We start from the raw sequence: 12,681 nt of genomic DNA, 5'->3' as shown, positions 1-12,681 counted from the left end.
GCCAGGGGTACCCTCGTCGAGGAGCCCGCCTGGAGCTCACGAGCGTAAGGGGACGCCGTGCACCTCGACGACATGATCCTCGTCAGCGTCGACGACCACGTGGTCGAGCCGCCCGACCTCTTCGAACGACACCTCCCCGCCAAGTACAAGGACTTCGCACCCCACGTCGTACACCGCGAATCCGACGGCGCCGACGTGTGGCAGTTCATGGAGATGCAGCTGCCCAACGTCGGCCTGAACGCGGTCGCCGGTCGACCGCTCGACGAGTACGGCATGGACCCCACGTCGTTCGACGAGCTGCGCGAGGGCTGCTTCAACATCGAGAAGCGCGTCCTCGACATGAACGCGAACGGCCTTCTCGGCTCGTTGTGCTTCCCGTCGCTCCCCGGCTTCGCCGGGCGCCTGTTCGGCAACCTCGAGGACAAGGTCGCGGCGTGCATCCTCACCGAGGCGTACAACGACTGGCACATCGACGAATGGTGCGGCACGTTCCCCGGCCGGTTCATCCCGCTCGCAGTGCCGATGATCTGGGACCCCGAGGCGACGGCGGCAGAGATCCGGCGCGTCGCGAAGAAGGGCTGCCACGCGATCACCCTGCCCGAGAACCCCGTGCCGCTCGGCCTGCCGAGCTTCCACACCGACCACTGGGACCCGGTCTGGCAGGCATGCGTGGACGAGGGCACCGTCGCGTGCATGCACATCGGGTCGTCGTCGAAGCTCGCGATCACCGCACCAGACGCGCCGTTCGACGTGACGATCGTGCTCCAGCCGATGAACATCGTGCAGTGCGCGGCCGATCTCACGCACTCGCCGATCTGGAAGAAGTTTCCCGATCTGCGCGTGGCGCTCTCCGAGGGTGGCATCGGGTGGATCCCCTACTTCTTGGAGCGGCTGGACCACTCCTACAAGACGCACCGCGCATGGACCCACGCGGACTTCGGCAACCAGATGCCGAGTGAGTTCTTCCTCGAGCACGTCATCCTGTGCTTCATCACCGACCCGGTCGGCCTGAAGCTGGTGCGCGACCACATCGGCGTCGACCACGTCACCGTCGAGATCGACTACCCGCACTCCGACACCACGTGGCCGCGTGCTCCCGAGCGCATCATGGCTGAGTGCACCGACGCCGGGCTCACGGACGACGAGATCAACAAGATCACGCACCTCAACGCCATGCGGGAGTTCTCCTACGACCCGTTCTCGGTGCTCCCCCGCGAGGAGTGCACCGTCAAGGCGCTGCGCGCCGGTGCGATCGGGGTCGACACCGAGCCCAAGGCGATGGCCCGGCCGCGAGTGTGAGCATTGAGGAACCGCACGACGACCTTCCGCCCCGCGAGCCACGACCGCTCGGCGTGCACGTCGCCGCCGACGCGGCGATCGCATTCCTGGTGCTCGTCGTTGTGCTGCTCGTCTTCAGCGTCTCGATCTGGGTGATCCTCGGGGTCGCCGGCCTCCTCGGCTTGCTGGCTGCACCCTTCACGCGCCGCGCGGAAGAGCGAGCACTGGCCCGTCGCTATGCGACCGGGGGCGGAAGCCCGAGCGCCTGATAGCCACGCGCGAGCTCGAGGACTCGCGCGGCGTACACGTCGGAGTGGTTGTACGCGAGGTACGCCCGGGTCAACGAGCCGTCGTTGCCAAGATGCCCCGCCGCGGAACACAGGTACCTGCCCGCGCCCGTGGCCGCGTCGTAGAGGTTGTTCGGGTCGCTGGCACGGTCGCCGTTGCCGTCGACCGCATACCGCCGCCACGTCGACGGGATGAACTGCATCGGGCCGACCGCTCGATCCCAGGTCGCGTCACCGTCCCATGTGCCGTCGTCGGTGTCGTGGATCGCCGCGATGCCAGGGGAACCATCGAGCGGGATCCCGACGATCCGCGGCGTCACGTTCCCGCGCAGACCGGGTTGCGCTCCTCCATACCGGCCGTGGTTGGACTCCACGCGCCCGATGCCCGCGAGCATCCACCACTGGAGCGCACACTCGGGACGCTCCCGGGCCAGCGAAGCTTCGGCGCGCAGGTACGCGTCGATCGTTGCCAGAGGGATGCCGAGTCCGTTCACGGACGCTCCAGCCAGGGTGGCGGCCGCGCTCACGCTGAGCGCCTGAACCTCGCGCTGGGCTCCCGGCAGCTCGACGACCTCGACTTGGAGGAGCCGCGTGTCGGCCTCGACCCGTTGGGTGGCCACCTTGGCGGCGAACGCGGACGCTTGCTTCCGCAGGATGCGGGCGCGCTCCTGGGCCGCGACAAGCTCGGCCGTCAGCGTCGTTCCGATCTGGTCGACCCGTTCCGCCGCGAATGCATCCTCGATCGCGAGGAAGGGGGTCGTCGACCAACCGGTGTTGCCCTTCATGTAGACGAGCGCGGTCAAGCGATCGAGGTTGAGCTCCGCCGCGATCAGGTCGCGCGCCGCCTTCTGCTGCGCGTTCGTGAGGAAGGTGAGGCGCTGCTCCAACTCGAGCTGACGGACGTGCAGCGCCGCTTGCTCGGCAACCAGTGCGTCGAGACGCACCTGCGCCGCTCGAAGCGCGGTGAGGTCCCCGGACGACGTCGCGTACTCGAGGCCGACACCGACGAGTCGGGCGTCGAGACCGGGGAGCAGACCCGCGCCTTCCGCCGGAGCGGTTGGCGGCGTCGGGGCCTGCGCACCCGCACCGGCCGCAGCGACGGCCGCGAGCCCGACACCGAGCACCATCGATCCGCAAGCCGCTCGGAGCGCGCGAGATCTCCGTGACGTCCGCCGGCGTGCCATGGCAGTTGGATCGGCACGCTCACTCCTCCCCTTGACCCGGCCGAAGGAGCCATGGCTGTCATTAGGCTGACCGCGTGAGCGCGACGGCAGTCCTCGTGCACGGTGCGTGGCACGGGGCTTGGTGCTGGGAGAAGGTCGTGCCGCTGCTCGACCGCGCCGGCATCCCCTCGATCGCCTTCGACCTGCCGGGTCACGGCGACAGCTCGGCACCACTGACCGATCTGGCCGGCGACGCCGCGGCGTTGCGAGCCGTGCTCGACACGGTCGACGACGCGGTCGTGTGCGGGCACTCGTTCGGTGGCGCCGTCGTGAGCGAGGGCGCCGCCGGCCATCCCGCGGCACGCCACCTCGTGTTCCTCGCCGCCTTCCCGCTCGCGCCGGGCGAGTCCCTCGCGCACGCGGCCGTGGATGACGCCACACGCGAGGACGGAGCATCCGAGCTCGTCAACGCCATGCGCTCCCATGAGGACGGCACCTTCACGCTGGACCCCGAACAGGCAATCCGTGGTCTGTACGCGGACTGCGAGCCCGACGATGCAGCCAAGGCCGTGGCTCGCCTCGGTCCGCAGGCAATCGCCGAGCTCCGCAGTGTGGCCACCCGGGCGGCTTGGCACGACATCCCCAGCACGTACGTGATCTGCACGCGGGACCGAGCCGTCGGTCCAGGGCTCCAAAGGGTGCTCGCGCGCCGCTGTACCCGTACGATCGAGTGGCCGACGAGTCACTCTCCATTCCTCTCTCGACCCGAGCTCGTGGCCGACCTGCTGATCGAGCTGGCCGGGCCCTGAACACCGCAACCCAAGGAGGAGCCATGGCCGACGCGGCCGACCAGACCACATACCAGGAGCAAGCGCAGTCCGCGCTCGACAAGATCAAGACCCAGATCGACGAATTGCGCGTGCAGGCCGACCTTGCCCAGGCCGAAGCGCGCGATCGTCTCCAACAAGGCGTCGAAGCGCTCCGCAAGCGCCAGGGCGAAGCCAAGGCCAAGCTCGACGAGGCGCAGAAGGCCGGCGCGGGCGCTTGGAGGTCAGTCGCACAACAGGCCGAGTCGGTGGTGTCAGACCTCGGTGACGCATTCTCGAAGCTCGCCGGCGAGGTGCAGTCCGCCGCGGGTGCCGCGGGCTCGGCTGCCAACAAGGGCCGCGAGGCGTTCCTCGACGAGTGGCGCAAGGCGCGCGACGCGCGCCAGAAGCTTCTTGGCAAGTAGTCAGACTTCCGCTCGTGACGTCCGAGCACGAGCGGACGAACCGCGAGTTCTGGGACGCCGACGCCGACGACTACCAGGCGGCGCACGCGGAGCAGATCGCTCGCAATGGTTGGGGCGTGTGGGGGCGCCCCGAGACCGAGCTCGCGCTCTTCGGCGACGTCACGGGCCTCGACGTGCTCGAGTACGGGTGCGGCGGTGCACAGCGCTCGATCCCGCTTGCGCACGACGGTGCCCATGTGGTGGCGCTGGATCAGTCTTGGTCCCAGCTCGCACATGCAACCCGGAATGTCTCGACCGCCGCCCAATCCATCCTGTTGGTGTGTGCGAGCGGCGAGTCGCTCCCGCTCGCCGACGGCTCATTCGATCTTGTGTTCTGCGACCACGGGGCGATGTCGTTCTGCGACCCGGAACGTTCTGTCCCTGAAGTGGCACGCGTGCTGCGTTCAGGAGGACGGCTGATCTTCAACAAGGCCACGATCCTCTACGCACTCTGCTACGACGAAAAGAAGGAGCGACAGGTCGCCCGCTTGCAGCGTCCGTACTTTGGGAGTCGCATCTCTTACTTCGGCGAGGGCACCGTCGACTTCCAGATCCCATATGGCGAGTGGATCCGATTGTTTCGGACGAACGGTCTCATCGTCGAGGATCTGCTCGAGATTCAGCCGCCTGCTGATGCTTCCACCACGTACAACGACTTCGTACCGCTCGAATGGGCGCGGCAGTGGCCAGCCGAGGAGATCTGGGTGGTGCGCAAGCAATGAGTGCCACCCAGCACACGTATTCGGTCACCTGCTCGTGGACCGGTTCGACCGCGGTTGGCTACGAAGCGTATGACCGCAGTCACCGCGGCACTGCGTCGCCCGCCGCCGCGACGCTCGACCTGAGCTCCGATCCGGTCTTCCGGGGGGACCCGAAGTTGCTGAACCCAGAGCAGCTGCTCGTACTCGCGGCGGCCTCATGTCAGCTGCTGTCGTTCCTCGCGGTGGCCTCGAAGGCACGCGTCGATGTCGTCGGCTACGTGGACGAAGCCCACGGCGTCATGCCCGAGGATCCTCGGCCGATGCGAATCACGCGCATCGAGCTCCGCCCTCGCATCACCGTGCGCACTGACGTGAGCGAAGAGCGTCTCCGACACCTGTGCGAGGTGGCCCACGACGAGTGCTTCATCGCCAACAGCCTCACGACCGAGATCGTCCTCGAACCCGAGTTCGTGTTCGCGGACTGACGCGGCGACTGAGCGGAGCGAAGAAGCTCGCCTAGCGAGCGAACGCCCGCGGGCCGGGTATCCCGGACCGCAGAGAGCGAGCGAGATCTACGGTCGGATCGAGTGGTGGGCTGCGGGCTCGACTGGAGCACGTCGGCGCGCAGACGTGAGTCGGAGTGCGCTGAGGAGCGCGTTGCGCAGCTCACCGGGCTCGATGACGTCGTCATAGCCCATGGTGTCAGCCGACGAGTACGCCCCACCGAGCTCGGCGTGCTCGAGGAGCGCTTGGGTGTCGGCTTCGAGGCCAGCCGCCTGGCCACCGCCGTCGGCCGGCATGGCGCCGAGGCGCGCGCCGGGAAGCGCCAAGGTCACGGTCTGCGCGTCGAACGGGTTCATCGCCATCAACGACGAGCCGAAGCCGTAGGCCTTGCGCAGCGTCACGTGCAGCTTCGGCGTTCGTAGGCGCGCCTGGGCCGCGAACATGCGCGCGGAATGGCGAAGGATCCCGGCGCGCTCCGACGCGCGGCCCGCGAGAACCCCAGGGTTGTCGGCGAAGAAGACCACCGGCAGGTGAAAGGCATCCGCAACCTCGAGGAAGTGCGCGGCTTTGTCGGCGGCGTCGGCGTCGATCGACCCTGCCTTGGCGGCAGGTTGGTTGGCCACCACACCCACCGCGGTGCCGCCGAGATGGGCCAACGCGGTGACGATCGGTCGAGCAAACGCGGGCTGAAGCTCCAGCACCGACGCGGCATCGAACGTCGCGCTCAGCAGCGGAGAGATGTCGTAGCCCTTGCGGGGATCGGCCGGGATGAGATCGATCAGCTCGGGGACGTCCCGCGGCCCGAGATCTTCGGCACCAAGCAAGCCGGGAGGATGCTCCCATGCGTTCGATGGAAAGTAGGAGAGATATCGGCGCACGAGGTCGATGGCCGCTGGATCGTCGGAGGCGGAATTGTGCGCGACACCACTCGCGGCGGTGTGCACGGCCGTGCCGCCGAGCTCCTCCTTGGTGACTTCCTCTCCCATCGATGAGCGGACCAACGGGGGCCCGGCCGAGAACAGCGCCGCGCCTTCGACCATCACCACGAAGTCCATCAGTGGCGCGGTCAGCGCGCCGTGGCCGGCCGAAGGGCCCATCACCACGCACACCATCGGCACCAAGCCCGAGAGCCGTGCGAGGGCTTGGAGATCGTTCGGTGCCCGGCCGCGTCGTTCGAACGCATTCTGCGTGCGTTCACCGGCGCCTTCGAGCAGCATCACGATTGGCACACGCTCCTGCCGCGCGAGCTCGGCGAGCCGCTGGCGCTTGGCCGTTGTGCCGAGACCGATCGAACCGCCCATGACCGTGAAGTCCTCCGCGGCCGCGAGGACCGGGCGCCCGTCGATGAGCCCGTGCCCGGCCACCAAGCCGTCGGCCGGCGTCGGAGGCGTGACGCCACGGTGGACGGATCCCACGAGCGAACCGAGCTCGACGAACGTGCCGGGGTCGAAGAGGTGATCGATGCGCTGGCGCGCGTCGAGACGCCCACCCGCGCGGTGTCGCTCGAGCCGCTCCGTGCCACCCATCGCCCGCGCGGCCTCGCGGCGCGCGGCCAGATCCTCGAGCAGCAGCTTCCAATCCGAGCCGGCCATCTCCAACCCTCAGAGTCGCGCCGCGAGCGCGTCGGCGTGCTCGTTCGCGCTTCCGAATGCGGTGTTCAGCACCCAGGCCCGCTTGAGGAACAGGTGCACGTCGGACTCCCACGTGAAGCCCATGCCGCCATGAACCTGCATCGAGCTCTTGGCGTTCTTGAGCGCGGCCTCCGCGGCTAGCAGTCGCGCGCCCGCGAGGACTCGGTCCAGGTCGCAGACGCCGGGATCGTCCAGCGTGACCGCGGCCGCGTGCACGGCAGCGCGCGCCACCTCGGCTCGCACGACCATGTCTGCCAACAAGTGCTTCACCGCTTGGAACGACCCGATGGGGCGATCGAACTGCCGCCGAGCGAGCGCGTACTCCGTTGCGGCATCGGTGCACGCCTGAGCCATGCCGATCTGGAACGCGGCCGTGAGCACACCTCCACCGCGTCGCCACATCGCAGCCACGTCGGCGCCGGCCACCCGCTCTCCCGCGGGGAGCGCTTCGACGCGGTGCACCGGAGTGAGCGGGTCGAGCGGCCAATCCAGTGCGGCGGCTTCGCGGATCGCGTCCGTCGGCACCAGCGATACGCCGTCATCGTCGAGCACCGCGATCACGTCGGCCGTCACGAGATGCTCGATGAATGCCGCAGCGCCCGGCTCTGGACGGGCCAAACCCGAGATCGTGCCGTCGGCGACGCCGTGAGCGAGGTGCGTCCACACGAGCGGGCCCGGCACCACGGCCCGCCCGAGCTCTTCGAACGTGATCGCGGCCTCGGCCCATCCGAAGCCATCGGCGCGGAGCGAGAAGACGCCAGTGCTCTCGAGCTCCTCGTGCATCGCCTGGTCGAAGCCCTTGCGGATTCGCTCGCTCGTGAACCGACCGCGGCACAGTGCTCGGATGCCGTCGCGAAGCGCGAGCTGATCCTCGCTCAAGTCGAAGTTCATGGCACCTTTGCCCAGGGCTGTTCCTTGGGGAGCCCGAGCACGCGCTCACCGATGATGTTCCGCTGGATCTGTGACGTACCCGCCGCGATCGGGATCGACAACGTGCGGAGCCGCTCCTCGACGCGCTCGTCGTGAACGTCGAAGGCGGCACGGTCGAGGACGCGCATGCACAGCTCGCCGAGCCGGTCACGCGCCTCGGAGTACGCGAGCTTCAACATGAACGCGCCCTGCCCAGGACTCCCGTCGCGTGCCGCCTGCGACACGTTCCGCTTCGTCAGCGCCCACAGCGCGTCCAGCTCGGCCACGACGTGAGCGAGCTCGCGCCGCTCCGTCGGGTCGTGGACGTCGGGGGCCAGCTCTTCGGCCATCCGGAGCGCATCAACCATCTCGCTCACGAACGCCGTGCCGCGCTCGAACGAGAGCGTGACGTTCGTGACCCGCCACCCGTCGTTCTCGTCGCCGACCCGGTTCTCGACGGGCACGCGCACCTCGTCGAGGAACACCTCGCAGAACTCCGACGACCCGAGGACGGTCTCGATGGGTCTGACGTCGATGCCGGGCAGATCCATCGGGAGGATGAGCCAAGTGATGCCTCGATGCTTGGGGACATCCGGGTCGGTGCGGACGAGGAGCTCGCCGAAGTCGCCGATGTGTCCGAACGAACACCAGACCTTCTGCCCGGTCACGACATAGTGGTCGCCGTCGCGTTCAGCCCGGGTGCGCAACCCGGCGAGATCCGAGCCGGCATCCGGTTCGGAGAAGCACTGGCACCACACCTCCTCACCCTTGAGGATCTTCGGGAGGTGCGCGGTCTTCTGCGCGTCGGATCCTTCGGCGATGAGCGTCGGGCCGCAATGCAGCGTGCCCACAAAGTTCACGCCCACGTACGGCGCGCGAGCGCGGGTCGTCTCCTCGAGAAAGACCAGCTGCTCGCTCGGCGACGCATCGCGCCCCCCGTACTCCTTCGGCCACGAGATGCCGGCATATCCGGCGTCGTACAGGAATCGTTGCCAGTTGGTGTCGAAGCGGACCCGCGCCGGCCAGTCGTCGCGGGCCGGCGGACTCGGGAGGTCGGGCAACGCGCGCGCGAGCCAGGCGCGCAACTCGGCGCGGAACGCTTCGTCGGTCTCCGAGTACCGAAGGTCCATCCGGTGCCGGAGTGTAGGCGGGCGTCTCTAGGACGCCTCTGGTCATCCGCTCGACGCGCTCGTCCCGGAACCACAATGACGCGACTCCCAAGGAGGAAGACATGGTCTCGACGGCGACGAGCAGCACACGCATCCCGATGGCGGTGGTGCTGAAGGCCAACGCGCTCGTGTCGTTGGTCTTCGGCGTTCTCATGCTCGCGGCGACCTGGGAGGACCTCTACGCCGAGCTCGACATCCCGGTGCCGCGACCCTGGGTGTACGCACAGCTGCTTGGTGCGGTGCTGGTTGGGCTCGCCTACGTCGCGTGGCAGGCGGCTCGAGACGAAGGCCAGACGCGATTCGTTGCGCGCGGGCTGGCGCTGATGGACGCCATCGGCTTCGTCGTCATCTCCGTCTGGGTGTTCTCCGACGATCCCGGTGTTCCGAGCAGCGGCTCGCTCGGCTCGTGGATCTTCGATCTCACGGCCGCCGGGCTCGCGATCCTGGCCGTGCTCGAGGCGCGCGCCTTCCGCAAGCGCTAACAGCTCGTCCCCTTGTCGGGGACGTCGAGGCGCACGAGATACTGCTCGACGACGCGATCGACGCAACGGTTCCCTGCGTCGAAGGACGTGTGCCGTCCACCGTCGACCGAGAGCAGCACTCCCGACTCGAGCTGTCTCGCAAGTGCCTTCGCCCACGGGAACGGCGTTGCCGGGTCGCGGGTCACGCCGATCACGAGTATCGGCGCGGCGCCCCCTGCTCGAAGCTGACGCGGGGGCGCGGGCATGACCGGCCAGAGTGCACACGGCAAGCTCCCGTTGACGATCGATCGCCCCAATCGAGGTGCGGCTTCGGCCGCCGCGTCTTCGATCGCGCGCATCCCGTCCACGCCCCCCACGGGCGGACCGTCCGCGCATCCGATCGCTATGAACTGCTCCTGCGTGTTCTCGTACTGCCCTCCACCCTCTCGGCCGGTGTAGAAATCGGCATAGAAGAGGAGCTCGGACCCGTCTCCGCGTGCGGCGCGTTCGAGCGCAAACGCGAGGCTGTCCCACTCTGCGCGTCCGTCGTACAAGAGCTGAGTGACCGCGAGGTCGAAGCGCGTGCCGTTGAGGCTGCGCTCCTCCTCGCCTTGCTGGACGACGAGAGGCTCGGCCCCCACCTTCGCGCGCAGCTGGTCGTAGACCCGCTCCGACCGTTCGTTGTGGTGGAACGCGCACGTGCGGCGCTGGGAACAGTCGTCGAGGAAGGCATCGAGGTTGCGCTCGAAGCTCACCGATTGCTCCACCTGGAACGCGAGCCCATCGAGTGCCGGGTCGATCGGGCCGTCGAGGACCAGCGCGCGAACCCGGTCGGGGAACTGCTCGGCATACCAAGCCCCGAGCAGCGTGCCGTACGAGTACCCGAGGTAGGTCAGCTTCGGCTCGCCGAGCGCGCGGCGGATCCGATCCATGTCCCGTGCCACGCGCTCGGTCTGGAGGTACGGGAGGACGGCGCCCTCGGACCGCTCACATGCCGCAACGAGCCGGGCCACCTCGGCGAGGAGGTCTTCGCGCTCTTGACGGTTGTCAGGCGCCCACTCGACGTCGAAGAACGGGTCGAGATCTTCCGTGCAGTCGACCTCGGCGCTCCGGCCGATACCGCGAGGATCGAAGCCGACGATGTCGAATCGCTCCTGGATCTCGTCGGACAATGACGACGCGATGGCGCCGGCGAAGTCGACGCCGGATGCGCCCGGGCCGCCCGGGTTGACTAGGAGCGCACCGATGCGCCGGTCGGGGTCACGCGCCAAGTAGCGCACGAGCGCGATGTCGATGGTCGGTCCGTCCTGCACCGTGTCGTCGAGCGGCACGGGTAGCAGCGCGCACTCCGCATCTCCCTCGCATGGCTCCCATGTGAGCGATGACTGTCCCCCTGATGCTGCACTCGACCGCACGCCCGCGTCGGCCACCGGAACGAGTGCGGCGAGGCAGCACGCGACGACAACGAGGAACGGACCAAGACGGCGCATCAGTGGCGAGCGTATGCGCCGTGCTCACGAACTCCAGCGCGTCGCAGAATGCCTGGATGGCGAACGGTTAGGTTGCAGCGCGTGAAGCCAGGAGTTCTCATCTCGTTGCCAGTCGGCACACACCGGTTCGGTGACGACCCTCGCGCGCTCGTCGACCTCTCTCGACGGGCGGAGCGGACCGGCGTCGACGGCGTCGTGCTCGCCGATCACGTCCTGCTCGGCAAGCACGTGGACCGCTATCCGTGGGGCACGTTCCCGTTCCCGTCGGACGCGCCGTGGCTCGAGCCGATCACGGTGCTCACCGCGATCGCGGTCGTGACCGAGCGCTTGAAGCTCACCACCGGCATCCTGATCGTGCCCTTGCGCCCTGCACCCCTGCTCGCGAAGACCATCGCAACCCTCGACGTCCTCTCGGGCGGTCGAGTCGAACTCGGCGTCGGCACCGGATGGCAGGAGGAAGAGCTGACCGCGCAAGGCATCGACCCGGCGAAGCGGGGCCAGGTCTTGACCGACCACATAGCCGCGTGCCGCGCGCTCTGGACCGACAGCCCGGCCACGTTCCGCTCGGCATCGGTCTCGTTCGAAGACGTGTGGTCGGTGCCGAAGCCGCTGCGACCCGGAGGTCCCCCGATCCTGTTCTCCGGCACGCTGACGAAGCGCAACCTCGATCGGATCGTGAATCTCGGTGACGGTTGGATCCCGATCATGGGCGAGACCACCGAGGGCATCGCCTCCGGCATCGAAACGCTGCGGAGAGCGTACACCGCTGCCGGTCGCGCTCCTGGCGATCTACGAGTGCGCGCACCTCTCCCGATCGCGCGCGGTGCAGACAAGAAGCCCTCCCTCGGCGCCACCCTCGACGGCATGGACGCGCTTGCCGATGTTGGCGTCAACGACGTGTACCTGACGTTCACTTCCTTCGCGTCTGACGAGGCGAGCACAGATCGCTTCTTCGATGAGCTCGGCCAACGCTTGGGTGGCACGCGATGAGCGTGGAGATCCGGCTCGACGACCGCGTGGCAATCGTGACGGGTGGAGCCGACGGGATCGGCGGCGCCGTCAGCGACGTGCTCGCCGGCGCAGGTGCTCACGTGGTGGTCGTCGACATCGACGGCGACCTCGCTGCCACACGAGTGGCGGCAATCCAGACCGCGGGCGGGAGCGCGGAGGCCATTGTCGCCGACGTCCGTGATGGCGACGCGGTCGCGCACATGGCCGAAGCCGCGTGCAAGGCAACGGGCCGAATCGACATTCTGATCAACAACGTCGGGCACTACCTCGGCGCGAAACCGTTCGTCGCAAGCGACGAAGACCATTGGACCGCGCTTCATGACATCAACTTCCTGCACGTCATGCGGTGCTGCCGAGCCGTCGTGCCCGGCATGGTGGAACAAGGGTCAGGCTCGGTCGTCAACGTCTCGTCCGTCGAAGGCATCCGCGGGTATCCACCCGATCCCGTCTACGGCGCGTACAAGGCCGCGGTCATCCACTTCACTCGCTGCCTCGCGCTCGAGACCTCACCGCGAGGGGTGCGCGTCAACGCCATCGCACCTGACGTCACCCAGACCACCCAGGTCGACTACTCGAAGTTCGTCCCGCCTGAGCTCGAGGACCATTGGCCGATCTGGGTTCCGATGGGTCGCGTCGGCGCCCCTCCCGACAACGCTGACGTAGTGCTCTTCCTCGCATCGGACATGTCGCGGTTCGTGACCGGGCATGTGATCCCCACCGACGGCGGCACAGTCGTTGCCGGCGGCTGGTTCCGCACCTTCGAGCGGGGCCGGTGGACGAACCGCCCTCGCAATCCCTAACCGATCC

Annotated in this window: 14 protein-coding genes; 9 read left to right on the top strand and 5 right to left on the bottom strand. The window is 68.2% G+C overall.

Annotation, left to right across the window (positions count from 1 at the left end):
• Positions 1-57: 57 nt before the first annotated feature.
• Both WEE69_08885 and WEE69_08880 read left to right on the top strand, forming a co-directional pair.
• The gene (locus WEE69_08885) at positions 58-1,299 is read left to right on the top strand and encodes an amidohydrolase family protein (protein MEX1145405.1); all 1,242 of its coding nucleotides are present in this window, start codon (positions 58-60) and stop codon (positions 1,297-1,299) included.
• Complete coding sequence (locus tag WEE69_08880; protein MEX1145404.1) at positions 1,296-1,547, top strand: hypothetical protein; 252 nt, start codon at positions 1,296-1,298, stop codon at positions 1,545-1,547. Before WEE69_08885 ends, WEE69_08880 begins: the two co-directional genes overlap by 4 nt.
• On the opposite strand, the gene WEE69_08875 is transcribed toward WEE69_08880, so the two are convergent.
• A complete protein-coding gene (locus tag WEE69_08875) occupies positions 1,514-2,692 on the bottom strand; it encodes a lytic transglycosylase domain-containing protein (protein ID MEX1145403.1) in 1,179 nt (392 codons plus the stop codon). The two genes, WEE69_08880 and WEE69_08875, sit on opposite strands and share 34 nt — an antisense overlap.
• A 131-nt stretch (positions 2,693-2,823) precedes the next feature.
• On the opposite strand from WEE69_08875, the gene WEE69_08870 reads away from it, so the two are divergent.
• The 4 genes from WEE69_08870 to WEE69_08855 are packed head-to-tail and all read left to right on the top strand — an operon-like array spanning position 2,824 to position 5,184.
• Positions 2,824-3,537 (top strand): alpha/beta hydrolase, encoded by a 714-nt coding sequence (locus WEE69_08870; protein ID MEX1145402.1) that lies wholly within the window; start codon positions 2,824-2,826, stop codon positions 3,535-3,537.
• 23 nt (positions 3,538-3,560) lie between these two features.
• Positions 3,561-3,959, top strand: coding sequence for a hypothetical protein (locus WEE69_08865; protein MEX1145401.1), 399 nt, complete (start codon positions 3,561-3,563; stop codon positions 3,957-3,959).
• A gap of 14 nt (positions 3,960-3,973) precedes the next feature.
• Positions 3,974-4,720, top strand: a complete 747-nt coding sequence (locus tag WEE69_08860) for a class I SAM-dependent methyltransferase (protein MEX1145400.1) — start codon at positions 3,974-3,976, stop codon at positions 4,718-4,720.
• A complete protein-coding gene (locus WEE69_08855; GenBank protein ID MEX1145399.1) occupies positions 4,717-5,184 on the top strand; it encodes an OsmC family protein in 468 nt (155 codons plus the stop codon). The genes WEE69_08860 and WEE69_08855 overlap by 4 nt, the downstream gene beginning before the upstream one ends.
• A gap of 87 nt (positions 5,185-5,271) precedes the next feature.
• Here the strand turns inward: WEE69_08855 and WEE69_08850 are convergent, their stop codons facing one another.
• The 3 genes from WEE69_08850 to WEE69_08840 are packed head-to-tail and all read right to left on the bottom strand — an operon-like array spanning position 5,272 to position 8,873.
• On the bottom strand, positions 5,272-6,795 hold the full coding sequence (locus WEE69_08850; protein MEX1145398.1) for a carboxyl transferase domain-containing protein: 1,524 nt from the start codon (positions 6,793-6,795) through the stop codon (positions 5,272-5,274).
• 9 nt (positions 6,796-6,804) lie between these two features.
• Positions 6,805-7,725, bottom strand: coding sequence for an acyl-CoA dehydrogenase family protein (locus tag WEE69_08845; protein ID MEX1145397.1), 921 nt, complete (start codon positions 7,723-7,725; stop codon positions 6,805-6,807).
• Entirely contained in the window at positions 7,722-8,873 is a 1,152-nt protein-coding gene (locus tag WEE69_08840; GenBank protein MEX1145396.1) for an acyl-CoA dehydrogenase family protein, read from the bottom strand. Before WEE69_08840 ends, WEE69_08845 begins: the two co-directional genes overlap by 4 nt.
• A gap of 101 nt (positions 8,874-8,974) precedes the next feature.
• Between WEE69_08840 and WEE69_08835 the strand changes: the two genes are divergently transcribed.
• On the top strand, positions 8,975-9,394 hold the full coding sequence (locus WEE69_08835; protein ID MEX1145395.1) for a hypothetical protein: 420 nt from the start codon (positions 8,975-8,977) through the stop codon (positions 9,392-9,394).
• Here WEE69_08835 and WEE69_08830 read toward each other — a convergent pair.
• Positions 9,391-10,863 carry an alpha/beta hydrolase gene (locus tag WEE69_08830; protein MEX1145394.1) on the bottom strand — a complete coding sequence of 491 codons (1,473 nt, stop codon included), beginning with the start codon at positions 10,861-10,863 and terminating at the stop codon, positions 9,391-9,393. The two genes, WEE69_08835 and WEE69_08830, sit on opposite strands and share 4 nt — an antisense overlap.
• A gap of 81 nt (positions 10,864-10,944) precedes the next feature.
• Between WEE69_08830 and WEE69_08825 the strand changes: the two genes are divergently transcribed.
• Positions 10,945-11,853, top strand: coding sequence for a TIGR03619 family F420-dependent LLM class oxidoreductase (locus WEE69_08825; protein MEX1145393.1), 909 nt, complete (start codon positions 10,945-10,947; stop codon positions 11,851-11,853).
• A complete protein-coding gene (locus WEE69_08820) occupies positions 11,850-12,674 on the top strand; it encodes an SDR family oxidoreductase (GenBank protein MEX1145392.1) in 825 nt (274 codons plus the stop codon). Before WEE69_08825 ends, WEE69_08820 begins: the two co-directional genes overlap by 4 nt.
• Positions 12,675-12,681: the final 7 nt, after the last annotated feature.

The sequence above is a fragment of the Acidimicrobiia bacterium genome (assembly GCA_040881685.1).
Taxonomy (GTDB): Bacteria; Actinomycetota; Acidimicrobiia; order IMCC26256; family PALSA-555; genus SHVJ01.
The sequence above is the reverse complement of the archived record's forward strand: the minus strand, read 5'-3'. Positions and strand labels throughout refer to the sequence as shown.

Excerpts from the sequence above, each read along its gene's own strand:
- WEE69_08875 (MEX1145403.1), bottom strand. The coding sequence starts at position 2,692 with ATGGTGCTCGGTGTCGGGCTCGCGGCCGTCGCTGCGGCCGGTGCGGGT.
- WEE69_08865 (MEX1145401.1), top strand. The coding sequence starts at position 3,561 with ATGGCCGACGCGGCCGACCAGACCACATACCAGGAGCAAGCGCAGTCC.
- WEE69_08855 (MEX1145399.1), top strand. The coding sequence starts at position 4,717 with ATGAGTGCCACCCAGCACACGTATTCGGTCACCTGCTCGTGGACCGGT.
- WEE69_08850 (MEX1145398.1), bottom strand. The coding sequence starts at position 6,795 with ATGGCCGGCTCGGATTGGAAGCTGCTGCTCGAGGATCTGGCCGCGCGC.
- WEE69_08845 (MEX1145397.1), bottom strand. The coding sequence starts at position 7,725 with ATGAACTTCGACTTGAGCGAGGATCAGCTCGCGCTTCGCGACGGCATC.
- WEE69_08840 (MEX1145396.1), bottom strand. The coding sequence starts at position 8,873 with ATGGACCTTCGGTACTCGGAGACCGACGAAGCGTTCCGCGCCGAGTTG.
- WEE69_08835 (MEX1145395.1), top strand. The coding sequence starts at position 8,975 with ATGGTCTCGACGGCGACGAGCAGCACACGCATCCCGATGGCGGTGGTG.
- WEE69_08830 (MEX1145394.1), bottom strand. The coding sequence starts at position 10,863 with ATGCGCCGTCTTGGTCCGTTCCTCGTTGTCGTCGCGTGCTGCCTCGCC.
- WEE69_08820 (MEX1145392.1), top strand. The coding sequence starts at position 11,850 with ATGAGCGTGGAGATCCGGCTCGACGACCGCGTGGCAATCGTGACGGGT.